The sequence below is a fragment of the Paraburkholderia aromaticivorans genome, from assembly GCF_002278075.1.
Taxonomy (GTDB): domain Bacteria; phylum Pseudomonadota; class Gammaproteobacteria; order Burkholderiales; family Burkholderiaceae; genus Paraburkholderia; species Paraburkholderia aromaticivorans.
Genome location: NZ_CP022989.1, coordinates 4,315,670 through 4,337,001, shown reverse-complemented (window position 1 = coordinate 4,337,001; position 21,332 = coordinate 4,315,670). Strand labels below are relative to the sequence as shown.

The window sequence follows — 21,332 nt, the reverse complement described above, 5'->3', positions numbered from 1 at the left end:
TTAAACATCGACTGGTCATCGATGCAATAGGGTTGCCCCGCCTTTGTGGGGAGTGAGGTAAGCCGAACCCTACGGCAAACCGATCCGACTGACTATCGGCACTCCCCAGAACGGCGGGGCTTTTTCATGTCCACTTAGTAATCCTTATTGGATTTTGGACAAGGACGATAAGTATGAAACGCGAACACCTTGGTGTTGTTGTGGCACCCCCGCCATGTCGGAGTTTCTCATCCGTTCGCCGGCACCGGCGGTTCGCTGGTCCGGAACTCCGGATCTGGTCAGTTCGGCAGCCTGAACCTGTAGAGATCACCGGGCAGCCTCGCTCCGACTACGAGCGCGAACTGCGCATCTCAGCCCTCGGCAATCTGATGTGCTCCGACTGCGCTACGCGGCTCTGGCGGCGCGTGTGCTGCTACGAGATGTGTCGCGAGATCCGTGCGCGTAGCGAGGCACAGTTGAACCTTCTGGAAGGCGCGCGGGGGCTGCAGGCATGAGAACCATCGTTAAACGGTTTGCGATGGGCCTGCATTGCCGCGGTCTTCTGCCGGCCGCCGCCGTCACTGGGCTTTTCCGCTGGCTGGATCTGGCGCGTCATTGAGGCTATCGACATGGCGGCATCCCCACAGGTCGAAGACGGACACATCAAGCTCGCAAACGAGCTCTTCGATGCAATCCTGCGTTTCCCCTTTACAGCGCGACAGCTAAAAGTCGTGCTTGCGATCGCACGCAAAACGTATGGCTTCAACAAAAAGCGAGACGACGTTTCGGCATCTCAGATCGGTGAAATCTGCGGCATGGCGCGCACGCACGTGACCAGCACGCTGAACGAACTAGCGCGGAAAAACGTGATCTCGAAAGTCAAGGGCGAGTACGGATCAATGGTCGAAATCACGAAGGATTACACGCGGTGGACTAGTACCGATTCGGTACGGGGGGTATCTAACTCATTGAATTCTAAGGAGGGGTGTACCGATCGGGTACAGGGGTACCAAAACGGTACTAGTACCGAATCGGTACAGGTCGCTAGTACCAAATCGGTACACACAAAAGACAACCTTCCAAAAGACATAAAACACTCTCGTGCGAAAAAATCTGCGGAGAGCGTCGACGAGGAGTTCGAAGAGGCGTGGCGGCTGTATCCGAAACGCGATGGCGGCAATTCGAAATCCGCAGCCCGCAAGGCATGGGATGCACGTCGCCGTGAAGGCATCTCGGGAGCTTCGATGATTGCTGGCGTGAAGAGGTACGCAAAGCAGGTCGCCGACGCCGGCAACACTGGAACGCGATTCGTGAAAATGGCTTCGACGTTCTTCGGGCCTGACCATCACTTCGAGTCAGAGTCTGACTTCGGATCGCAGCCGGCAGATGCGGCAATTGCGAGTTGGTGGCACCGCGCCGGCTTCGACAAGGAGTGGCAGGCAACGAACGAAGGTTGCAGCGAGCGATACGCGCACCTGTGGCGTGACGGTAAACGCGTGCCGAACGAAGTCCTGGCTGCAGAGGCTCAGCTATGAATGCGAAAGAACTGGCCGCACTGATGGCCGAGAACGTCACGACGATCGTCGAATACCTGTTGCCGCAGGGCAAGAAGTCAGGCAGGGAATGGAAGGCGGGCAGCGTAGGCGGCGAAGCTGGCGGCAGCCTGTCGGTTCGCCTGAGCGGTGCGAAGCGCGGTGTCTGGCGCGACTTTAACGCGGGTGAAGGTGGCGACCTCCTCGACCTGTGGAGCCAATGCCGCGCGTTGTCCGTGGTTGAGGCCATGAAAGACGCCAAGCGGTTCCTGGGTGTGCGAGACGAGATGCCTGCGCGTCAAGCTCCGGCGTACAAGCGGCCATCGCGCCCAGCGTGTTCCAAACCGACAAGCGTTCTCGGTGAATGGCTCGGTGCCCGCGGCATAACCGAGGAGACGATCACCGCGTTCAAGCTGGCGGAGCAGTCACGAGGTAGCGCGACGTACGCTGTTTTCCCGTACCTGCGCGACGGCGAACTGATCAATGCCAAGTACCGCAACGTTGCCGACAAGAAGGACATGCGGCAAGAAGCCGGCGCAGAGCCCTGTCTTTTCGGTTGGCACCTGATCGACCCGTCGCAGCGGGTCATTGCGATAGCCGAAGGCGAGATAGATGCGATGTCATTGCACCAGGTCGGGATTCCCGCGCTGTCGGTAAACGCCGGCGCCGGCAATCACCAGTGGATCGATAGCGACTGGTCGAGGCTTGAGCGTTTTAGCGAAATCTACCTCTGCTACGACAACGACGAAGCGGGGCAGAAGGGGGCGAAGGAAGTTGCAAATCGCCTGGGACTGGATCGTTGCAAGTTGGTCGTGTTCGAAAAATCGAAGGACGCCAACGAGTTTTTGCAGAGCGGTGCCGGCGCCGAAAAGTTTCACAACTGTCTTGCGACGGCGAGGACGTTCGATCCGGATGAACTTCGTTCCATTTCCGATTTCTGGCCTGGGGTTAAAGCGTTGTTCTATCCGTCGCACGACGTCGACGAGAACCCATCGTTGAGCTTTTGCGGACAGAAACAATTCTGGTTTGAATTTCGGCCGGGCGAAGTAACCGTTTGGACGGGTTACAACGGACATGGAAAGTCGTTGCTGCTGAATCAGGTGTTGCTGGGTCTCATGCTGGCAGGCGAACGTGCCTGCGTCTTTTCTGGGGAGATGACCCCCCAGCGGCAGGGCAAACGCATCGCGAAACAAATCGGCGGACTCGATCGTCCAGCGCCGGGGCATCTCGACTTCATCGGCGAGTGGTTACGCGACCGTATGTGGCTATTTGCGCTTGTCGGTACGGCTTCGATCGATCGATTGTTGACCGTCTTTGCCTATGCCTATAAGCGGTATGGAATCCGGCACTGCGTCATCGACAGTCTCATGATGACCGACGTTCAGGCGGATGGCCCTGGATCGATTACGTCGCAAAAGGATGCCATGCGCAAGCTTGCCAATTGGGCCCGGGCAAACGACACGCATGTTCATCTGGTCGCGCATCCGCGCAAGGGCGTCGACGAAAAGCGAGCGCCCGGAAAGCAGGATGTGTCAGGCGCAGGCGTTATCACGGATGCTGCCGACAATGTCTTTTCCGTCTGGTCGGCACAGAAGGAGGACGCAGACGCCGGAGACGACGAGCCGGACGCTTTTCTTGAACTTCATAAACAGCGAAACGGCGATACGCAGCATCGCAAGCTGGCGTTGTTCTTCAATCGTGAATCGCAGCAGTTCAGCACATCGAGCGCGCGTCGCCCGTTTGTGCATCTTCCTTTCAGCCAGACGACACAGGAGCAGTTCGCATGAGCCATCAGACATCGGTGAAAAACGGGATCGTCCAATTTTCGGACCTTCGCGAAGGTTTGCTTAAGCGTTTCAATGCAGCTCAGGCGATGCCTTTTGAAAGCGTCTCGGGTGGCTTGCTGCCCGACGAGCAATCGGCAGCTATTCGACGCAACTATGCGACGTTTGAGCGCCGTGTTGCCGCGGGCGTCGATGATTGGACGGGTTTTTGCCCTTACGACATCGCCGATTGGGCCTTGGTGCTGACGCCTGTCGAGTTCGGTGCGTGGCAAGACATACGTTCGGAAGGGTTGCCGCTATGGCCTCGGTTGCCTGTCGGCGACCTGGTCGTGAGCTTCGGAAATCCAGCGGCGAAGGTCGCGCTGCAATGCGGTGACGATGAAGAGTCGGCGCGCGTCGCTCATTGGCTATCGCAAACCGGATGGCGCGTGTTCCGGGCAACTGCGGCACAGTGCACCCGGGTCATGGAGACGCCTGCTGACGTTCGCGAGCGGACCGGAAATGTCAGCGATGCGTACCGAGCTCGGTATCTGACCGCGGCGCTAGCCGGGACGATTCAGGACGTGCGGCACGCACTGATCGCTGCAGGGACGCGGCTTTGACTGAGGGGGAAACTATGGACTTTCGCACACTCGATCTGAGACTTGAAAACTGGGCCAAGGCACAGCGGTACAGTTCGGCCGCTGGCTCTGTAATCGGATCAGCTGAGGGACGTTACCGAGTGGGCAATCCGGAGCCGCGGTCGATAGACGCGATGCTATTGGACCCAACCGACGCGGAGATCGTTGAACGCGCTTGGGGGCGGCTGATGCCCTTCGATAAAGATGTCCTGCGCATGCACTACATCCTGTGTATGAGCCCACCAGTCATCTGCCGGAAATTGAAGCTGCCGCGCAGGAGCGATGGCACGTTCCTGATGGCGTTAGCTCATGCCAAGCGGGAGATCGCCAAGGTGCTCGAAAAGATGGCCGAAACCCAACGTGCCCAAAAAGATCTGCAACGCAGTTATGATCTTGCGGCTGGCCACTCTCGGGGACAAGGATGGACATTAACGAGCAAGCGAGGTTAGTCAAGGCACCTACCGATCTTAGAAACTTGCCGGGTTACGTCGACCGGGTGAACCCAAGCTCCGTAGGATTGAAGCGTATTCTCTGGCCATATGGATTCCGTGAGGAAATTCCTTGCGCCCTGACAAATTGTCGTACGCCGCACAAAGAGGGTTACGTCGTCGAATTGGAAGATGGGTCGATTTCCAACATTGGGAACGTTTGCGGGGCAGACGAGGACAAGTTCTCAACCAAGTTCTTAGATGAGAAACAAAAATTTTCGGACGCCGAGCGCCGCGCTGAACTTTTGCCTCGTTTGCTAGATCGTCGCGGGCTGCAGGAAATCGAGCGGGAAGTGCGCGCCGCATACTCCTTGGCTCAAGCGTGGATCCGTCGATGCGAAGCCTTCGCTGCCCTATTTCCCGAAGCGTATAGAGAGATAAGGCGCCGCAGCGCTAGCGGAGAGTCACTTTCTATAATGGAAGTTGTCGAGCGCACTCAGGCGGAGATTACAGATATGGTGAGTTCGGGGCTGGCGCGCAACAGGGCTGGAGCGAGATACAAAGAAGTGGAAAAGGGCGTGTTGCAGGGCGTCAACGTGCTTGATCTCAATGAAAAGCAGATGTCGACACTGTGGCGTCGGGCCGATGCGCTACTTGCCTCGGATCCTCAAGGCGCAGAAGTGGCAGAGCTTCAAGAACTGTTTCAAGAAACTCACTATCTGCCAACCGACGCCCGGCGTACTATCGCGGCGTGCGAAGCGGGCAGGCTGTTTTTTTCCCCGACAAACTTTCGGTTGATGACCTTCTTGCCTATGTCTTCGAACGCTAAAAGCATGCTGGCAAAGTTGACCGTGGCAACGCTCGATTCGCACATTCCCAAGCATTCGAGCCAGGGACCTGCGGACGGTGCTACGGCCGGCAAAACGTCGAGACGAGAGCGAGACGCGCTCAAGAAGCTGGCGGCAATCAAACGTGATGCAGAAAGGCTTAAGAGATAATCGAACGGACTGTTGTAAACCAGTAAATTCTGTTGTATTCTAGATGCCAGATGACCGATACCGCTTAAGTGCGAGACTTCTCCCTGCGGGGAGAGGTTCGCCGAGTGGAAATAGAGCCCGCCAGGTGAATACCTCGCGGGCTTTTTGTTCGCGGCTATGCGAGTTCTAGTCCGCTCCATGAACTGTCCATTGCCTCGCACGTGAAGACGGCACAACTGTTCCAGACGGAGAACGCGGCGTTCGCAGCCTGCTGCCGAACCTGCTCGGGAGTCAGCAATCCCTCTCCGTAGTAGGTCGCCGTTGGGAGCTTATAGACGGTTCCGTTATCTCCCCGGATAGTTCTGGCAAATCCTCTCACTTCCATAGCTGCATGCAAGTTGTCATAGTCCTGCCGGCTCGGCGTGCCATATAGCTCGACTCTAGTAATAAAGCGAGACATTCCAAATCCTCTTTGCATGCAGTTGGCAGCGTCCGGCCCCGAACGCCTCGTGTTCAGGTGCGGTCGCCTACAGTGTATTCAATCCAGTCGTAAACCCTGGATCACCTATTACGAGCCACCCTCGCGGTGTCTTTGCTTTTCCCCATATGCCACGCACATCTGTCCTCGAGTCGCACATGTATGGCGATCCGCTGGCCGCATTGGAGAGAAAGCGGGTCGAGCAGTCTGGAAAGAAGCTATCAAAGCGCGAGTGGCTGGATATGGGCAATCGTCCATTACCTGAGTTTCCACGTCGCTCGCCAACCTCGGATGCCGATGAATGGAGCCCAGCCCGTAAGGCTGCTGAAGCCCTATTCGCTGGCGAAGCCCGAATTGAACCACGGCGCATAAGCTCAGTCCGTCAGGCCGCGGAAGACTTGTTCGAATTGCCACTTCCATGAGCGTGCGATGCGCGGGTGCCGCGTCGAAGCCGACATTTCAGGTCGGCCGAATATCTATCGGAGCCATTCGGCGACCGATTCCGCCTTTAAAGCAAGGGCGTAGAAGATTCGATGCCTTCGTTCATTTGCAATGGCAGGAAATTGCAACTGCCGTCAGGCATTCCGTTGACGCTGCGGGCAATGCAGATCTGTGCGCGAAGGTCGTGCGGCAGGCGAATCTGTCGAGCTTGGCCAAGGGGGATCGTTGCCTCGCGGGCCTGAGAAAACTGGTCTGTAATGACGGGCACGCCGTTATCAACAGATCGTGTCGTCTCCATCGTTGAGACCGGCGTTTGTGATTTCAGAGTTTGGCTTGCGCCAATGTCACCACGCACTGTGACTTGCACTTTCGCTTTATGCTGATCGACGTGTTCAACGGCTACCACGACAGTCGTTTTGACTGCCCCCTCCGCGCATTGAACACCGTTGCACTCCCGGATCACAAAAAGGTCGGGAACGATGATCTTTGTGTTGCCGGCGACCGTCGATTCAGAAAATGAAGTGCTCAAACGCTTGGTACCCGCAACTCCTGAAGGAGCGGACAAAAGGCCACTTACGTAGATCGGCGTCAGTGGAGTAGAGGCGCAGCCCGTCAGAATCGAAAGGGCGATCGACGTCAAGGCTACAAGTTTTGCGACACGCATGCAGGACTCTCCTCGTATTGAATACGGGATATCGGCATGTGACAAAGAGCTCTTTAATGCGTGCTGCATATAATCGTTTGCGCAGTCTTTGTTAAAGCGGATCGAGAATGTTCACGTTATCCGTCCGATCTGACATTCGAAGCGTTTCTCGCGCGCTAAGTGATCTTGCCCGAAAGCAGTTGCCATTCGCGACGGCGCAAGCCATCAACGCGACTGCGGCGAGGGTCAAGGAAGCTGAGCAAGAAAACATGCGAAAGGTGCTCGATGCGCCAACACCGTTCACAGTCAATTCGGTTGCAGTGAAGAAGGCAACGAGGGCCAACCCGGTGGCGCTGGTATATGTCAAGCCAGTCGCTGCGGCATACCTTCTACCTTACGAGATCGGTGGCACGAATAAGCTGAACAGCCACGCGCTGCTGAAGCCCATCAGTGCCAAGGTCAACCAGTACGGCAACCTGCCGCGCAATCTGGTCAAACGGTTGACTGGCAAGCCGAACGTCTTCGTCGGCAAGATTCAAACGAAAGCCGGACTTGTGGATGGTGTGTGGCAACGCACCAAGAAAACGCGCGGCAAGCGTGCAGGCCTGAAGCTGATGGTCAAGTTCGAAGACGCGCACGTCGTCAAGCAGCGCCTCGACTACCGCGGCGTCGGCAAGCGGGTGTTGGCTGCGACATTCCGCGCCGAGCTCGACCGGGCTGTCGCGAAGGCTCTGGCGAGCGCGCGGTGACTCGCCCCCATGCCCGGCGGGGTCCCTCCCAGGGCCCGGAGGGTCGAGGGCAATTGCGCACCGCGATCTACGTCTAGGTATGAAACTTTGAAATTTGGGTAACACGTCGCACATGAACCAAAGTGCATTTGCCGAACTTCACTGCGTCAGCCGGAAGACCGTGACGAAGTGGAAGGAGCGCGGCTGGCTTGTGTTTGCGGGCGATGAGATCGACGTCGATGCATCGAACGCGAACCTGAAACGGTACCGGCGCGACGGTGCGCCGGCTGTTACCCAAGGTGTTACCCAAGCTCAGAAGGGTAACAAACGCAAAACTGTTACCCAGGCGGGGAGCGAGGTAACGCTCGCGCCCGGTGAGAGCGCCGACGATGCCGCTGGCAGGATTCTGACCGGCGCCGTTGAGCTGCTCAATTTCGACGCGGCTCGCTGCTTCAAAGAGAATTATCTCGGGCTGAAGGCTCAGCTCGAATACGACCGCGAATCCGGACTGGTGATTGACGTTGCCGAGGTGGCGAAAGCTGTCGGGAACGAATACGCCAAGGTCAGAACGCGCCTGTTGTCGATCCCTGCGGAACAGGCGCCGCGTCTACATCGGTGCAAGACGCCGGCTGAATTGCAGGACATGCTGCAGGAGGTCATCACCGAAGCCCTGGAAGAATTAACCCGTGACGGAGCTGGCAACCCAAAATAACACGCGTCGGTATGCGCGGGGTTTTGATGCGCTCCATGCCGGTCTTCTGGCGGCCCGCCGCGAGAACCTGCTTCCCCCTCCGAAATTGACGCTCAGCCAGTGGGCCGAGCGCTACGCAGTGCTTTCGCGCGAGACCAGCGCCCAGACGGGCCGCTTCCGCGCGTTCGGGTATCAGACCGGCATGTTGGACGCCGTGACAGACCCGTCGGTCGAGAAGATCAGCGTAATGAAGTCGGCGCGAGTGGGTTACACGAAGCTGATGGACCATGCTGTCGGCTTCTACCTGCATCAGGATCCGTCACCCGTCCTGGTCGTTCAGCCCCGCGTCGAGGATGCTGAAAGCTATTCGAAGACGGAAATCGCGCCAATGCTGCGCGATACGCCGGTGCTCGCAGCTATCGCTGGCGACCAGAAAGCGAAGAACAGCGACCAGACGATTCTGGCGAAGACGTTCCGGAACGGCTCGAGCCTGACACTGGTCGGCGCGAACAGTCCGGCCGGCTTCCGCCGCATCACGTCGCGCGTCGTCATGTTCGACGAAGTGGACGCCTATCCGGTCGATGGCGCGGGGAATGAAGGTGACCAGATTGCGCTCGGCACGAAGCGCACAGAAACCTTCTGGAACCGAAAGATCGTGCTCGGCTCGACGCCCACGGTCAAAGGTTATAGCCGGATCGAGAAGAGCTTCGCCGAAAGCGATCAACGCTATTTCCATGTGCCGTGCCCGCACTGTGGCGAATTCCAGGTGCTCGAATGGGGTGGTCCAGATACGCCCCACGGCATGAAGTGGGACAAGGACGAAAACGGCCACGGCATTCCTGAGTCGACGTATTACGTCTGCAAGCACAACGGTTGCATCGTCTACGAGGTCGACAAAGCCGAAATGGTGGCGGCCGGCGAGTGGCGCGCGTCGAAGCCGTTCACCGGGCATGCCGGATTCCACATCTGGGCCGGTTACTCCCTTTTCCCGAACGCGGCGTGGCCTAACCTCGTTGCCGAGTGGCTGCGAGTCAAAGACGATCCGCTCGCGCGGCAGACGTTCATTAACCTCGTGCTGGGTGAGCCGTACGAGGACCGCGGCGAGCGCGCGTTGAATGAGGCGAAGCTGGCCTCGCGCACGGAGGTATGGTCAGCAGAAGTGCCCGACGGCGTCGCTGTCCTCACAGCCGCCGGCGACGTTCAGAATGACCGCGTCGAAGTGGAAACGGTTGGATGGGGCCGTAATGAAGAACGCTGGTCTCTCGATCACGCTGTCTTCGAAGGTGATCCGGAAAGCGATGAACTGTGGGCGCGCGTGGACGCATATCTGAAGCGCCTTTGGGTTCGCGCGGATGGGCGTCGGTTTGAAGTGATGGCCGCGTGTATCGACTCCGGCGGCCACCATACGCAAAAGGTCTACGAGTTCTGCAAGGCGCGTCTCGGTCGTCGCATCTGGGCGATCAAGGGCGAGTCTGCGCGCGGCGGTGCGCGTTCGCCGGTATGGCCAACGAAGAAACCGACGTCGCGTACGAAAGCATCGTTCCGACCCGTGATCATCGGCGTGAATGCCGCGAAGGACGTAATTCGTGCGCGGTTGCATGTTGAGGAGCCGGGGCCGGGTTACATGCATTTTCCGTCAGATCGCGACATCAACTACTTCGCGCAGCTCGTTTCGGAGCGCTCCGTCGCAAAGCTGGTGAACGGGCAACGGTTCCGTGTGTGGGAATTGCCGCCAGGCCGCGCGAACGAAGCGCTTGACCTTGCTGTGTACAGCTACGCGGCGCTGTGCGGGCTGATGCATTTCGGCCTGAAACTGAATAAGCGGGCCGATGAGGTCGCGATCGCACCGACGTTCATAGATCCGCTACCCGAAACCGAAGTTGTCGCGGCGGCGGAGGAGCAGCCGGCGTGGGTGCCGGGCCTGGTGAAAGAGCCGAAAGTCATAACGCAACCTGTCAAGAAAACGCTGGCCAGTCGGCTTGCGTAGGAGCTTCCGTGTCCCTTTACAACCCGAATACCAGCATCTTCGCTGGCATGTCGACGACCGCGCTACAAACGGCTCTCGCCAATGCGCAGCAGGCGTATCTCGACCTGTCGACCGGTACGAAGGTTCAGGCGGCGGTGTATGGACAGGGCGATGGAACGAAGTCTGTCACGTACACGCAGGCGAACATTCAGGGGCTCGTCGCCCTCATCAAACAATTGCAGGCCCAGCTCGGCATCATCTCGCGCGGGCGCCGACCCATCCAGTTCAGGTACCGCTAATGGACGCTCCCGTGCAGATCCTTGATTCGGCTGGCAAGCCGATCGAGATGAAGCCCAGTCGCGCGTCCATGCTGGTAGGCGGTGGCAATGTGCCGTATGACGCTGCCGACATCTACGGCGCTCACATGGCCGAATGGCGCCCGTACTTGTGGTCGCCTGACGGCGAGCTCAACATGTACCGCGACCGGATCGTGTCGCGCGTACGGGATCTGGTTCGCAACGATGGTTGGGCATCAGCAGCCGTAACGCGGACGGTCGATACGGTCATCGGCGCGGACTTTCGGCCGATCTCGAAGCCCGATTACGCGGCGCTGCGCGCGACAACGGGCATCAAAGCATTCGATCACGTTTGGGCGGAGGAATTTGGGCAGGCGGCCGAGGCTCACTGGCGCACCTGGTCGAATGATCCGGGGCGCTATTGCGATGCTCAGCGCAACCTGACCGTGGCGCAGATGATGCGGCTCGCGTTTCGCCACAAGATTGTCGATGGTGATGCACTCGCGATGCTGCTCTGGTTGCCGGAGCGGGTCGGTGCGGGGCGCGCTCAGTATGCGACAACGCTCCAGATCATCGATCCTGACCGCTTGTCGAACCCGCAATTGCGGTTCGATCAACAGGTGATGCGCGGCGGCGTCGAAGTCGACGAGTACGGCGCGGCCGTGGCGTATCACATCCGGCGCGCGCATGGCGGCGACTGGTTCAGCGCGGCGCAAGCTGTCCATTGGGATCGCATCCCGCGCGAGACAGATTGGGGCCGGCCGGTAATCGTCCATGACTTCGATCATGATCGCGCGGCGCAGCACCGTGGCGGCGCCGGCATTCTCGCGCCCGTTCTACAGCGTCTGAAGATGCTGATCAAGTACGACGGGACAGAACTGGACGCGGCGATCGTCAACGCGATTTTCGGCGCCTATATACAGAGTCCGTTCGATCCGGATCTCGTCGAAGAAGCGTTCGGCGATTCTGAAAAGCTGAATGCGTATCAGCAGGAGCGGGTGGACTTCCACGACCGGAAGAAGCTTTCGCTCGGCGACGTGAGAATGCCCATCCTGTTCCCAGGCGAAAGCATCAACACGGTTTCGGCGCAGCGGCCGAACAGCAATTTCGGGGAGTTCGAGGCTGCGATGTTGCGCAATGTCGCGGCCGGCACCGGGGTTTCGACGCAGCAGATCAGCCAGGACTGGTCGGATGTGAATTACAGCTCGTACCGCGCGGCGATGCTCGAGGCGTGGAAGACGTTTTCCAGGCGCCGCAGTGACTTCGCCCACGGCTTCGGTCAGCCAATTTTCGGTGCTTTCCTCGAGGAATCGATGGAGGTAGATGATCTGCCGCTGCCCGCCGGCGCGCCAAGCTATATGGAATGCCGCGTCGCGTACGCGCGCACGAAGTGGATGGGTCCGGGCAAGGGATTTACGGATCCGGTAAAGGAAAAACAGGGTGCGATTCTTGGCCTCGACGGCGGTCTTTCGACTCTGGAAGACGAATGCGCGGACCTGATGGGCACCGACTGGCGCGAAGTCGCCGAGCGGCGCGCGATCGAGGCTGCGCGCTACAAGGAACTTGGACTGCCACAACCTAAGTGGATGTCCGGTGCTGACGCAACCGAAACCATTTCTGAACCGAGCGCTGCATGAATAACCTTTTGCCTCGCCTCGGTCAGCGGATGTTCAACACGCCGCTGGCCATCCATCCGCGCAAGGCCGAGGTCGTCATCGCCGCACTGTCTGACCGCCTCGGCGTGACACAGATGTTGCGCATGGACGGCTCGGCCGTCACACCAATGGCGATGGAGGATGATGAGTACGGCTTTGCCGAGCCGGGTCGCGTATCGCGTACCGGTTATGACAATGTCGGTGGTGTGGCGCTGATCGAAGTGCAGGGCACTCTCGTTCAGAAGCTCGGCTCGCTGCGGCCGTACAGCGGCATGTCCGGCTATGACGGGATCCGTCAAAACTTCCTGACCGCACTCAGCGATCCGGAGGTGAAGGCGATCGCTCTCGACATCGAATCGCCCGGCGGTGAAGTGGCGGGGTGCTTCGATCTCGTCGACACCATCTACAACGCGCGCGGCGCGAAGCCGATCTGGTCGATTCTCAATGAGTCGGCATACAGCGCGGCATACGCGATCGCGAGCGCAGCCGATCGCATCGTCGTGCCGCGTACGGGCGGCGTCGGCAGCATCGGCGTTATCTGTGCGCACGTCGATCTGTCGAAGGCGCTGTCTGCCGCTGGCGTGAAGGTGACTTTCATCACGTACGGCGAGACGAAGGCTGACGGCCATCCGGAGATTCCGCTGTCCGAAGAGGCGCTCGCGCGCTTCCAGGCTGACATCAACACGATGGGCGAACTGTTCGTTGATACGGTCGCCCGCAACAAGAATATCTCGGCCGCCACGGTTCGAGGTACGCAGGCCGCTACGTTCATGGGCGACAAGGGTGTCGCGCTTGGGCTTGCGGACGAAGTGGCGGCGCCTGATGCCGCGTTTCGGGCCCTGATCAAGCAGATCAGCAAAGCCTAAACCAACCCCCAAAGGACGTTACACATGAAGCTCTCGAAGCTCGCGAGCGCGATGCCGTTCGCCCATCTCCTCGGCTTTGAGGTCGCGGCCGCGCGCGCAGAAGAAGACGATGACCGCAAGCGGCTCGACGGCGAGTCCGACGACGACTATGCGAAGCGCATGGAAGAAAAGGACAAGGAAGACGAGGCGCGCAAGGCCGAAGAGGGAAAAGAGAAGGAAGATGCGCGCAAGGCTGCGGAAGAGAAGGACAAGGGAAATGCCAAGCAAGTCGACGATGACGACGAAGAGGGCGACGCCAAAGCTGACGACGAGGACGACGACGAAACCGGCAAGCGTGCCGGTCGCGCGAAGGGCGCACGTCAGCGCGAGCGCGTGCGCTGTGCTCGCATCATGGCAGCTGGCATCAAGGCTGGCCGCGTAAATCAGGCCGGCATGTTCGCGTTCGATACGAACCTGTCTGCGTCGCAAGCCATCGCCGCGCTCAACGCGTCCGGTCTGGACCAGGCGCCGGCACCGCGCACGAGCGGCTTGCGTGAGCGGATGTCGGGTGTCCGCCTGCCGATCGTCGGCACCGATGCAGGCGCTGCAGCGCTCGACCCGAACGACCCCAAGGCGAAGGCTGCCGCAATCGTTGCTGCCGGCAAGAAGCGCCGCGGCGAAGCTTAACTATCCCCAATCCATAAAGGATTCACACCATGACTCTGACAGTCAATCAGATTGGGGATAACCCCCAACAGCCCGGCATTTATGCCGAGACGTACATCCCGGATCAGTTGATCGCGGGGAACATGAAGCTGGTGACGTCGAACGGCATCCTCGGATCCGGCACGTTGCAGCGCGGCGCGATTCTCGGTCAGCAGACCGGTACGGTCGTTTCGGCGGCGGGCACGAACACCGGCAACGGCACGATCGGTTCGATCACGAAGGGCGCGGCCGTGCAGGCCGGCCTGTACACGCTGACCGCGACGAGCGCGACCAACTTCACGGTCGCCGGCCCCGATGGTTTGGCGCTGCCCAACGCGACGGTGGGCACTGCGTATGTCGGCGCCGACCTGAACTTCACGATCACGGCTGGCGGTACTGCATTCGTGGCCGGCGACGAGTTCACGCTGAATGTCCCCTCGGGCAACTACGTGCTTTCGAAAGCGACCGCACAGGACGGCAGCCAGATCCCGTGCGCGATTCTTGCCGACTTCTCGGATGCGAGCGGCGGCGCTGTCGCGTGCGGCGTGTACGTGATGGGCGAGTTCAACGTCAACGCGATCCTGCCTGATGCAAGCTGGGGTGCGAACGCTGCCGCCTGGGGCCCGACGCTGACGCAGATGTTCCGTCAGTTCGGAATTTTCCTGAAATCGGTTCAGACCGCAACCGACCCCACCTAACCGGAACTCCTCCATAGAGAACCCCGCCTCGGCGGGGTTTTTCTTTTGGTGGGTATCGATCGCACTCGGAGCCCCGAATGACTGCCACGAACAACACGTTCATTTACGACACCAACACCCTGATTCAGACGGTTCCCAATCTGAAGCGGGCCCAGAAGTTCCTGCTCGACAAGTTCTTTCCGAACATCGTCATGTCGGATTCCGAGTACGTCTCGATTGACGTCGATGTCGGTATCCGCCGCATGGCTCCGTTCGTCTCGCCGCTGGTCGAAGGCAAGCTCGTCGAGCAGCGCCGCATCCAGACGAACGTATTCAAGCCGGCATACATCAAAGACAAGCGCGCTCCGGATCTGCGCAAGCCGGTCCGACGCATGATCGGCGAACGCATCGGCGGCGACATGACTGGCGCCGAGCGCGAAATGGCCAACCTTGAATTCGAGATGAGCGACCAGATCGACATGATCGACCGTCGCCTCGAGTGGATGGCTGCCAATGCGCTGAACGGCGGCACCGTCACGATCACCGGCGACGGTTTCCCGACCGTGGTCGTCGACTTCGGTCGCGATCCCTCGCTGTCGATCGCCCTCACCGGTGGCAACCAGTGGGGCCAGTCTGGCGTCATTCCGTCGGCGAGCATCGAGACGTGGGGCCACCTGATGCTGAAAAAGTCGGGCGGCGTCGCGACGGACCTCGTGTTCACGACGACCCCGTGGGAACTGTTCATTCAGGACCCGGTGGTCAAGCAAACCATCTGGTACCCGGGGAACGGCGGTGCGGGCAACACGATCAACGTCGGCGCCCAGATCCAGCGCGGCGCGCAATACAAGGGCCGCTGGGGTCAGTACGACCTGTGGGTCTACAACGACTGGTATGTCGATCCGGTCACGAACGTCGAAACGCCGATGATCGCTGACGGCACCGTTCTGATGAGCGGTGACGACTTGATGGGCACGCGCGCGTTCGGTCAGATCCTGGATCCGGCGTTCAACTACGAATCGCTGCCGTACGCACCGAAGACCTGGGTCGAGAACGATCCGGCACAACGCATCATCTTGATGCAGTCGTCGCCGATCGTGATCCCGAGCCGGGTCAACGCATCGCTGTCGGCGAGCGTCTGCGCGGCGGTGGTGAACTGATGGCCGGCCCGAAGCTGGTTGCGGCCGTCGTGGCGCCGGGGCGGACGATCTACACCGAAGCCCCGGCCGCGAAGGCATGGGATGCCGATCAGAAGCGCGAGGTCGACATCGTCAAGGCGGGCGGCGCCAAGGGGCCCGGCGAGACTGTCTCGCTGCCCGAGCTGGAAGTGAAGCGCCTCCGCAGTTTGGGCTTTCTGCTGGCGGAAGGCGCGGTGCCGGTCGTCACGGCGCCGGGTCCGTCGTTCGACTCTGCAGAGGGTCCGCAAATCAAGGTGGCGTAAATGCCGGTGAATTGGGACACACTTGTGATCGGGCCTCTGCAGGCGGTGTTTGGTGAGCCGGTCACATACCGGCCGCTCGCTGGCGGCTCGCTGCAGATCACCGGGGTGTTCGACGATGCATACCTCAAGGAGGTGATGTTCGAGGATGCATCGTCAGGCGTCACGACGGTGTCGGCAGTCCTCGGCGTCCAGCTGTCGCAGTTTCCGTCTCTTCCCGTTCAGAACGATCAGCTTTATGTCTCGAGCGTCAATTCGACGTTTCTCGTGCGCGAGGTTCGCGTCGATAGCCGCGGCGGTGCAAAGCTGATGCTCAGCAAAATGAGTTCGCCATGACGACGTCAGCAGAGCTTCGCACGCTGTTCGTGGATGCGCTCACCGGCGCGACCGACGCGGGCACAGCGGTGTATTCGCCGTTCACGTGGCCAACTGCATCCAATTCGTTCCCGTTGATGCTCGTGCGCGCGCCAAAGGAACGAAAAGAATCGCTGGGGCGCAATGCGCCGTTGTTCACAGTGACGACCACGATCGAGATCATCGCTCGTACGAAGTCGCCGGCGCTCGTTGGCGACGCGGGATCCGCGGTAGCGCTCGCTGCAGCCGAGGCTCTGAAGTTGCAGATCGAGGTCGCGTTGATCAACAACCCGGCTATCTGGGCCGATCCAAACGGTGGCCAGCGCATCCAGCAATTTACCTCCGTTGAGTCCGAGATTTCGGCGAGTTCGGAGGGCGATATGCCGATGGCAGAGTTGCTGATGCACGTCGAGGTCGAGTTTGCGCAAGGCCCCGAGGACTTCTTCCCGTTACCGAGTACGCCCCTCGACGGTTTCGACGTCACCGTTCAAGAGCCATCGGGGACGACCGAGCCGTATTTCACGATCGAACTTCCCCAACCTATTTCGTAGGAGCGCCGAATGCGCATTAAACCTGCACCGGGCCTGTCGGTACGCGACCCGGAGACGAAGCAATTGCTGCCGGCCGATGGCATCGACGTGCCCGACGACAGCATCCTCTGGACCAAAATTCTCAACGATGGCGACGTCGTGCTGGTGACCGCGAAGCCGGCCCCCGCAAAGGAAGGTGACAAGGCATGAGCACGATCCCGTTCAAAGTCATTCCGTCTGGTCTGCGGCTGCCTGGCTCGTTCTTCGAACTCGACAATTCGCAGGCCAACACCGCGCAGGGGAACCAGCGCGCGCTGATCATCGGCCAGATCACGGCTTCCGGCATCGCGACACCGAATGTCCCGATCATCTCGGGTGGCACCGGCGATGCGAACCTGCAGGGCGGGGCGAGTTCGATGCTCGCCAACATGCTGGCGGCGTATCGTCTCAATGACAGTTTCGGCGAAGTCTGGTATCTGCCGCTGGCGGATGCTGCCGGCGCCACGGCTGCGACCGGCAGCATTGCATTCACTGCTGCGCCTACCGCCAACGGTACGATCGCACTGTATATCGCCGGTCAGGTGGTGAATGTGCCGGTAACGTCGGGCATGACCACCGCGCAGATTGCCACGGCAGTCTCGGCTGCAATCAATCTGATCCCGGCAATGCCGGTCACGGCGTCTGTCTCGACCAGCACGGTTACGCTGACGGCCGACAACAAGGGTCTGTGCGGCAACGAGATCAGCATTCTCTTCAACTACTACGGCACGGCCGGTGGTGAAACGACGCCGACGGGTCTCACGTACACGATCACGGCGATGTCCGGTGGCGCGACGAACCCGACGCTGACGACGGCGCTCGGTAACCTCGGCAACATGACGTTCGACTTCATCGCGTCGCCGTACACCGACACGGCATCGCTGGATGCCGTGAAGCAGTTTCTGAACGATCAGACCGGTCGTTGGAGCTGGACGCAGCAGTTGTACGGGCACGCGTTCGGCGCGTATGCCGGCACGTTCGCCGCTCAGACCACTCTCGGCCTGGCCCGCAACAATCAGCACGAAACGATCATGGGCTTCAACGGAAGCCCGACGCCGAGCTGGTTGTGGGCTGCTGCGCTGTGCGGGCAGGCGGCCGTGAGCGTTCGCGCCGACCCGGGTGTCCCGCTGCAGTATCTGCCGCTGCTTGGTGTCCTGGCGCCTCCGAACCAATCGCAGTTCCTGCCTAGCCAGCGCGAGACGTTGCTGTATGACGGCATCTCGACTTTCACCGTGCAGCAGGACGGCACGGTGCTAACCGAGAACGTCATCACGACGTACCAGCTGAATACGCAAGGTGTTCCCGACAACAGCTACCTCGAAGTGGAAACGATGTTCCAACTGATGCTGGAGATTCGGACGCTTCAGACGATGCTGTCGTCGAAGTACGCGCGCTGCAAGCTCGCCGACAACAACACGCGGCCGGCAGCCAATTCGGGTCTTGTTACGCCGAACCTGATCAAGTCGGACATCATCGCGCTCTATCAGGAGCGTGCGGATGCTGGTTTCGTTCAGAACGCCGATGCGTTTGCTGCAGCGCTGGTGGTGAACAAAAACACAGTCAATCCGAACCGCGTCGATATTCTCTGGCCGGGCACGCCCGTGAACCAGATGCGCACGTTCGCGACGCTCGTGCAATTCCGCCTGCAGTAATCGACTGACCGCAACAGCAAAGCCGCCTGAAGGCGGCTTTGTCACATTCTGGAGGGCCAACAATGGCCAGCAATCTTCTCGCCGGGATCGCAAAGGTTTCGATCGATGGCGTAACGCGTCAGCTCGAAGGCGGTGCCAAATACAGTCCGGCCACGGTGAAGCGCGAACCACTTACGGGTCCGGATGGATTTCACGGTTGGAAAGAGACGCCTGTCCCCGGCTCTATCACGATGTCGCTGCGCGACGCCGGCGACATGACCGTTGGCGACTTCAATAAGCTGCGCAATTCAACCGTGGTGCTCGAACTGGCCAACGGAAAGATCGTCACCGGCCGGAACATGGGCACGACCGAAGCGCAGGAAGTCGACACCGAGGACGCCAAGTTCGAAGTCAAGTTCGAGGGCCCGCAAGTGTCCGAACAAACCGTGTCGGTGAGCTAAGCCATGAGCGACGAACAAAAGAAGAAGCCGCGCAAGGTTGTGCCAGACAGCATCACGATCGAGCTTTCGAAGCCGATCATCCTGAAGGGCACCGAGGAGACGGAAATCTCGGAAATCGAGCTGAAAGAGCCCACGCTTGGCCAGCTTCAGGCCTTCATCAAGCGCACGGCCAAAGAGCATGCCGTCGAATGCATGAAGTGGCTGATCAGTGAGATCTCTGGCGTTCCTATGCTCGCGCTGACCAACATCGGTGTCCGCGACTATTACAAGGCGCAGGACTATCTGACGGCATTCCTGACGCCTCCAGATGAGGACGACCCCGAGGGAAACGGGGAGGGCTCCCAGTAGATTGGGAGCACATTGTCCGCATCACCGAGCGGTTCTGGCGCTGGCAACCCAGCGAAACAAAGCAATTGACGTGGAGTGAGGTGCGCAACTATGCACATCACGCAGCGCGCATGTTGAAAAAGGACTGAGCGTGGCACAAGATTTTGTTATCCGCATCCGTGCCGATGATGCGGCGACGGCGACGGTCAACAAGATCAAGGATGCGCTCAGCAAAATCACCGATCCGGTCGATAAGGCCCAGAAGCGCGTTGGCCAGTTGGGCAATGTCGGCCAAGTGGGTCTTTCGAAACTGACAAAGAGCCTCGGTGGCGTCGAGCGCGCGGCGTCTGGCGTCGTCGACAAGATCGTCGAGATTATTCCCGGATTGACGGCGATCGGCGGCGCAGCATCGCTCGCTGGGCTCACTGCGCTAGCGACCAAGTTTGGGACGTTCGGGTTCAACCTGAACAAGTCTTCGAAGCTGCTCGGCATGAACGCGCAAGATCTGGCGTCGTGGCACGTTGCCGCAAAGCGTGCAGGGGTCTCGGCTGATCAGTTCGATTCGGCGATGAGTGGCTCCCAGATGACGATTCGGGCGGCGGCGTTCGGCGCCGATCCGCACGCGATGATGCTGCTGCAAAAGATGGGCGTCCAGATCCAACGCAACAAGGATGGCACCATCGATTACTACTCGACCCAGATGCGTCTCATGAAGGCCATCGAGGGGCAGAAGTCGGTCGAAGCGCAGCGCGATGTCGCCGGCACGTTCGGTATGGGCAGCCTCCTCCCGATGCTGCAACAAGGCACATACGATACCGACAAGGCGCGCGCGTTCCGCAAGGGGCTCGTTCCGACGGCGGAAGAGGTAGAGCGCGCGGCGCAGTTTCATCGCGACATCAATGATCTCGAAGACTCGGTTACCGGACTCGGGAATAGTATCGGCTCGCGCCTGATCCCGATCCTTGACCCGCTCGTCAATGGTTTCGCGAAATGGCTCGATACGCACCGCGCTCAGATTGCAGATCAGATAGCAACGGCAGTTCAAAAGCTCGCTGACTGGGTTTCGAAGATTGATTGGAGCAGCGTCGCAGCAAAGGCCAAGCTGCTCTGGGATAACCTGGGCGGCATCAAGGGCGTCGCGATCGCGATCGCTGCCATCAAGTTCGCCGGCCCTATCGGTGGCGTGGCAAACCTGATTGCGAGCTTGATCACACTGACGTCTACGACGATTCCAGCCGCAGTGACCGCGCTCGGAACCCTCGGCGTGGCTGGGATTGCTGCGTGGGGTGCGCTGAAAGTGGTGAAGCTCGCTGGCCTTCCGGACGTTGACAACAAGCAGGGCATTGAAGATGTGCGTAACGGTGATTGGCTTGCCGCTTCGACGCATCTGCCCGCAGGCGACTTCATGCGGGCGATGGCCGCACACGCGGCGGGTCGCCCTGATACCGAAATTGCATCGTCGCTACAAGGTGGCGCGAATCCGGCAGATTCATCGAAGCGTGCGCCACTCGGCATCCGTAGCAACAACCCGCTGAACATGCTGGACCACAATAGGGAGATCGAATACGACACTCCAGAACGTGGTATCACAGCTGCGGTTTCCAACCTCGAGCGCAACTATCGAGGTCTGACGCTTGCCCAGATTCAGGACAAGTGGACTGGCGGTGCGCGGACCGGCAATACGCCGGAGCAGATCGCCAACTACACGAAGATAATCTCGGCCTCGACTGGGTTGGGCGCGAATGACAGGCCTGACTTGGGGGATCCGCGGCAGGTGGCATCGTTGATTGCAGGGATGATCCGCGCGGAAAACGGTCAGCAGCCTTATTCGCCTGAGCAACTCGGTAATGCGACGGTCGCTGGAATGCAGCAGGGCGGCATCGCCTTCAGCGGTAAGACGAAACCGGCTGCTGATGACGGGCATGATGCGCGCGTCGCGCAACTTCAGCAGGCTGCGCTGCACGTGACGTTCAGCAATGTTCCGGCAGGCACACGTGTGGAAGCGAAAACGGCGGACGGCGGCTATCTGCCGACGAAAGTCAACTACGCCATGGGTGGCGATGGAGCATTGCCTTGAGTACCTCAACGAACGCACTGAATGTCGCCGGCA

At 59.9% G+C, this 21,332-nt stretch carries 24 protein-coding genes; 23 read left to right on the top strand and 1 reads right to left on the bottom strand.

Translation table 11 applies throughout. From position 1 onward, the window contains the following. Positions 1–608: 608 nt before the first annotated feature. The 6 genes from CJU94_RS19580 to CJU94_RS41585 all read left to right on the top strand — a co-directional run bounded on the left by CJU94_RS19580 (position 609) and on the right by CJU94_RS41585 (position 6,220). Positions 609–1,514, top strand: coding sequence for a replication protein (locus CJU94_RS19580; RefSeq protein ID WP_095420109.1), 906 nt, complete (start codon positions 609–611; stop codon positions 1,512–1,514). Then, the gene (locus CJU94_RS19575; RefSeq protein ID WP_095420108.1) at positions 1,511–3,298 is read left to right on the top strand and encodes a toprim domain-containing protein; all 1,788 of its coding nucleotides are present in this window, start codon (positions 1,511–1,513) and stop codon (positions 3,296–3,298) included. Before CJU94_RS19580 ends, CJU94_RS19575 begins: the two co-directional genes overlap by 4 nt. Further along, positions 3,295–3,897, top strand: coding sequence for a hypothetical protein (locus CJU94_RS19570; RefSeq protein ID WP_095420107.1), 603 nt, complete (start codon positions 3,295–3,297; stop codon positions 3,895–3,897). The genes CJU94_RS19575 and CJU94_RS19570 overlap by 4 nt, the downstream gene beginning before the upstream one ends. 14 nt (positions 3,898–3,911) lie before the next feature. Continuing rightward, positions 3,912–4,364 (top strand): hypothetical protein, encoded by a 453-nt coding sequence (locus tag CJU94_RS19565; RefSeq protein WP_208645335.1) that lies wholly within the window; start codon positions 3,912–3,914, stop codon positions 4,362–4,364. After that, positions 4,337–5,341, top strand: a complete 1,005-nt coding sequence (locus CJU94_RS19560) for a hypothetical protein (protein ID WP_157763780.1) — start codon at positions 4,337–4,339, stop codon at positions 5,339–5,341. The genes CJU94_RS19565 and CJU94_RS19560 overlap by 28 nt, the downstream gene beginning before the upstream one ends. Positions 5,342–5,956: 615 nt before the next feature. Next, on the top strand, positions 5,957–6,220 hold the full coding sequence (locus tag CJU94_RS41585) for a hypothetical protein (protein ID WP_208645334.1): 264 nt from the start codon (positions 5,957–5,959) through the stop codon (positions 6,218–6,220). Positions 6,221–6,306: 86 nt separating this feature from the next. Here CJU94_RS41585 and CJU94_RS19550 read toward each other — a convergent pair whose 3' ends face one another. Continuing rightward, on the bottom strand, positions 6,307–6,903 hold the full coding sequence (locus tag CJU94_RS19550; protein ID WP_157763779.1) for a hypothetical protein: 597 nt from the start codon (positions 6,901–6,903) through the stop codon (positions 6,307–6,309). Positions 6,904–7,010: 107 nt separating this feature from the next. On the opposite strand from CJU94_RS19550, the gene CJU94_RS19545 reads away from it, so the two are divergent. From CJU94_RS19545 to CJU94_RS19465, 17 genes are all read left to right on the top strand, one after another. Beyond that, positions 7,011–7,631, top strand: coding sequence for a hypothetical protein (locus CJU94_RS19545; protein WP_095420103.1), 621 nt, complete (start codon positions 7,011–7,013; stop codon positions 7,629–7,631). 112 nt (positions 7,632–7,743) lie between these two features. After that, positions 7,744–8,322: a hypothetical protein gene (locus tag CJU94_RS19540; RefSeq protein WP_095420102.1), complete on the top strand. Its 579-nt coding sequence runs from the start codon at positions 7,744–7,746 to the stop codon at positions 8,320–8,322. 118 nt (positions 8,323–8,440) lie between these two features. Next, complete coding sequence (locus CJU94_RS19535; protein ID WP_208645333.1) at positions 8,441–10,288, top strand: phage terminase large subunit family protein; 1,848 nt, start codon at positions 8,441–8,443, stop codon at positions 10,286–10,288. An 8-nt stretch (positions 10,289–10,296) separates the two neighbouring features. Further along, positions 10,297–10,566 carry a gpW family protein gene (gene gpW / locus CJU94_RS19530; protein WP_244220882.1) on the top strand — a complete coding sequence of 90 codons (270 nt, stop codon included), beginning with the start codon at positions 10,297–10,299 and terminating at the stop codon, positions 10,564–10,566. Positions 10,567–10,577: 11 nt separating this feature from the next. Beyond that, positions 10,578–12,200, top strand: coding sequence for a phage portal protein (locus CJU94_RS19525; protein WP_244220881.1), 1,623 nt, complete (start codon positions 10,578–10,580; stop codon positions 12,198–12,200). Continuing rightward, positions 12,197–13,084 carry a S49 family peptidase gene (locus tag CJU94_RS19520; RefSeq protein WP_095420101.1) on the top strand — a complete coding sequence of 296 codons (888 nt, stop codon included), beginning with the start codon at positions 12,197–12,199 and terminating at the stop codon, positions 13,082–13,084. The genes CJU94_RS19525 and CJU94_RS19520 overlap by 4 nt, the downstream gene beginning before the upstream one ends. A 24-nt stretch (positions 13,085–13,108) precedes the next feature. Continuing rightward, positions 13,109–13,750 (top strand): hypothetical protein, encoded by a 642-nt coding sequence (locus tag CJU94_RS19515; protein WP_095420100.1) that lies wholly within the window; start codon positions 13,109–13,111, stop codon positions 13,748–13,750. Positions 13,751–13,779: 29 nt separating this feature from the next. Then, positions 13,780–14,466: a head decoration protein gene (locus CJU94_RS19510; RefSeq protein WP_095420099.1), complete on the top strand. Its 687-nt coding sequence runs from the start codon at positions 13,780–13,782 to the stop codon at positions 14,464–14,466. A 77-nt stretch (positions 14,467–14,543) separates the two neighbouring features. Continuing rightward, positions 14,544–15,602: a major capsid protein gene (locus CJU94_RS19505; RefSeq protein ID WP_095420098.1), complete on the top strand. Its 1,059-nt coding sequence runs from the start codon at positions 14,544–14,546 to the stop codon at positions 15,600–15,602. Continuing rightward, entirely contained in the window at positions 15,602–15,883 is a 282-nt protein-coding gene (locus tag CJU94_RS19500; RefSeq protein WP_095420097.1) for a hypothetical protein, read from the top strand. Before CJU94_RS19505 ends, CJU94_RS19500 begins: the two co-directional genes overlap by 1 nt. Continuing rightward, the gene (locus CJU94_RS19495; RefSeq protein WP_095420096.1) at positions 15,884–16,216 is read left to right on the top strand and encodes a head-tail joining protein; all 333 of its coding nucleotides are present in this window, start codon (positions 15,884–15,886) and stop codon (positions 16,214–16,216) included. It begins immediately after the preceding gene. 29 nt (positions 16,217–16,245) lie between these two features. Beyond that, on the top strand, positions 16,246–16,785 hold the full coding sequence (locus CJU94_RS19490; protein ID WP_244220880.1) for an ABC transporter permease: 540 nt from the start codon (positions 16,246–16,248) through the stop codon (positions 16,783–16,785). 9 nt (positions 16,786–16,794) lie between these two features. Further along, positions 16,795–16,974 carry a DUF2635 domain-containing protein gene (locus CJU94_RS19485; protein WP_095420094.1) on the top strand — a complete coding sequence of 60 codons (180 nt, stop codon included), beginning with the start codon at positions 16,795–16,797 and terminating at the stop codon, positions 16,972–16,974. After that, complete coding sequence (locus tag CJU94_RS19480) at positions 16,971–18,455, top strand: phage tail sheath subtilisin-like domain-containing protein (RefSeq protein WP_095420093.1); 1,485 nt, start codon at positions 16,971–16,973, stop codon at positions 18,453–18,455. Before CJU94_RS19485 ends, CJU94_RS19480 begins: the two co-directional genes overlap by 4 nt. A 62-nt stretch (positions 18,456–18,517) precedes the next feature. Next, entirely contained in the window at positions 18,518–18,895 is a 378-nt protein-coding gene (locus tag CJU94_RS19475) for a phage tail tube protein (RefSeq protein WP_095420092.1), read from the top strand. 3 nt (positions 18,896–18,898) lie between these two features. Beyond that, the gene (locus tag CJU94_RS19470) at positions 18,899–19,243 is read left to right on the top strand and encodes a phage tail assembly protein (RefSeq protein WP_095420091.1); all 345 of its coding nucleotides are present in this window, start codon (positions 18,899–18,901) and stop codon (positions 19,241–19,243) included. Between the two features lie 130 nt (positions 19,244–19,373). Beyond that, on the top strand, positions 19,374–21,299 hold the full coding sequence (locus tag CJU94_RS19465; protein WP_095420090.1) for a hypothetical protein: 1,926 nt from the start codon (positions 19,374–19,376) through the stop codon (positions 21,297–21,299). Positions 21,300–21,332: the final 33 nt, after the last annotated feature.

What these genes read in the sequence shown, in the direction of transcription:
- CJU94_RS19580 (WP_095420109.1), top strand. Translation starts at nt 609, where the DNA reads ATGGCGGCATCCCCACAGGTCGAAGACGGACACATCAAGCTCGCAAAC.
- CJU94_RS19575 (WP_095420108.1), top strand. Translation starts at nt 1,511, where the DNA reads ATGAATGCGAAAGAACTGGCCGCACTGATGGCCGAGAACGTCACGACG.
- CJU94_RS19570 (WP_095420107.1), top strand. Translation starts at nt 3,295, where the DNA reads ATGAGCCATCAGACATCGGTGAAAAACGGGATCGTCCAATTTTCGGAC.
- CJU94_RS19565 (WP_208645335.1), top strand. Translation starts at nt 3,912, where the DNA reads ATGGACTTTCGCACACTCGATCTGAGACTTGAAAACTGGGCCAAGGCA.
- CJU94_RS19560 (WP_157763780.1), top strand. Translation starts at nt 4,337, where the DNA reads ATGGACATTAACGAGCAAGCGAGGTTAGTCAAGGCACCTACCGATCTT.
- CJU94_RS41585 (WP_208645334.1), top strand. Translation starts at nt 5,957, where the DNA reads ATGTATGGCGATCCGCTGGCCGCATTGGAGAGAAAGCGGGTCGAGCAG.
- CJU94_RS19550 (WP_157763779.1), bottom strand. Translation starts at nt 6,903, where the DNA reads ATGCGTGTCGCAAAACTTGTAGCCTTGACGTCGATCGCCCTTTCGATT.
- CJU94_RS19545 (WP_095420103.1), top strand. Translation starts at nt 7,011, where the DNA reads ATGTTCACGTTATCCGTCCGATCTGACATTCGAAGCGTTTCTCGCGCG.
- CJU94_RS19540 (WP_095420102.1), top strand. Translation starts at nt 7,744, where the DNA reads ATGAACCAAAGTGCATTTGCCGAACTTCACTGCGTCAGCCGGAAGACC.
- CJU94_RS19520 (WP_095420101.1), top strand. Translation starts at nt 12,197, where the DNA reads ATGAATAACCTTTTGCCTCGCCTCGGTCAGCGGATGTTCAACACGCCG.
- CJU94_RS19515 (WP_095420100.1), top strand. Translation starts at nt 13,109, where the DNA reads ATGAAGCTCTCGAAGCTCGCGAGCGCGATGCCGTTCGCCCATCTCCTC.
- CJU94_RS19510 (WP_095420099.1), top strand. Translation starts at nt 13,780, where the DNA reads ATGACTCTGACAGTCAATCAGATTGGGGATAACCCCCAACAGCCCGGC.
- CJU94_RS19505 (WP_095420098.1), top strand. Translation starts at nt 14,544, where the DNA reads ATGACTGCCACGAACAACACGTTCATTTACGACACCAACACCCTGATT.
- CJU94_RS19500 (WP_095420097.1), top strand. Translation starts at nt 15,602, where the DNA reads ATGGCCGGCCCGAAGCTGGTTGCGGCCGTCGTGGCGCCGGGGCGGACG.
- CJU94_RS19495 (WP_095420096.1), top strand. Translation starts at nt 15,884, where the DNA reads ATGCCGGTGAATTGGGACACACTTGTGATCGGGCCTCTGCAGGCGGTG.
- CJU94_RS19485 (WP_095420094.1), top strand. Translation starts at nt 16,795, where the DNA reads ATGCGCATTAAACCTGCACCGGGCCTGTCGGTACGCGACCCGGAGACG.
- CJU94_RS19480 (WP_095420093.1), top strand. Translation starts at nt 16,971, where the DNA reads ATGAGCACGATCCCGTTCAAAGTCATTCCGTCTGGTCTGCGGCTGCCT.
- CJU94_RS19475 (WP_095420092.1), top strand. Translation starts at nt 18,518, where the DNA reads ATGGCCAGCAATCTTCTCGCCGGGATCGCAAAGGTTTCGATCGATGGC.
- CJU94_RS19470 (WP_095420091.1), top strand. Translation starts at nt 18,899, where the DNA reads ATGAGCGACGAACAAAAGAAGAAGCCGCGCAAGGTTGTGCCAGACAGC.